Source organism: Pseudomonas sp. 05N434 (assembly GCF_056396965.1).
Window position 1 is genome coordinate 1 of sequence record NZ_JBFTMK010001137.1, and the last position, 447, is coordinate 447.

At 49.2% G+C, this 447-nt stretch carries 1 tRNA gene; it reads right to left on the reverse strand.

Annotated features, from left to right (window positions below):
• Window positions 1–125: 125 nt before the first annotated feature.
• Window positions 126–202, reverse strand: a tRNA-Met gene (locus AC1DLB_RS32105).
• Window positions 203–447 lie beyond the last annotated feature (245 nt).

The window sequence follows — 447 nt, forward strand, 5'->3', positions numbered from 1 at the left end:
ACAAAAAAGGCCACTCTTTCGAGTAGCCTTTTTTGATGTTTGGTTGCGGGAGCCGGATTTGAACCGACGACCTTCGGGTTATGAGCCAAAAAAGGCCACTCTTTCGAGTAGCCTTTTTTGATGTTTGGTTGCGGGAGCCGGATTTGAACCGACGACCTTCGGGTTATGAGCCCGACGAGCTACCAGACTGCTCCATCCCGCGTCTGTGTGGCGGCATTCTACAGGCGAACGCCGTAGTGTCAACCGTTAATCCAAGTATGGGTCAAATAAACCAGAATCAGCGCTGAACGGTCGCCGAGGAACGCTAAGTTTCGGAATCAGAAGGATTTCTCGTTTCTGCTCGGTAAAGCATGAAACGCTGATTTTTTATAAAACAGGCACGCACAAAAAAGGCCACTCTTTCGAGTAGCCTTTTTTGATGTTTGGTTGCGGGAGCCGGATTTGAAC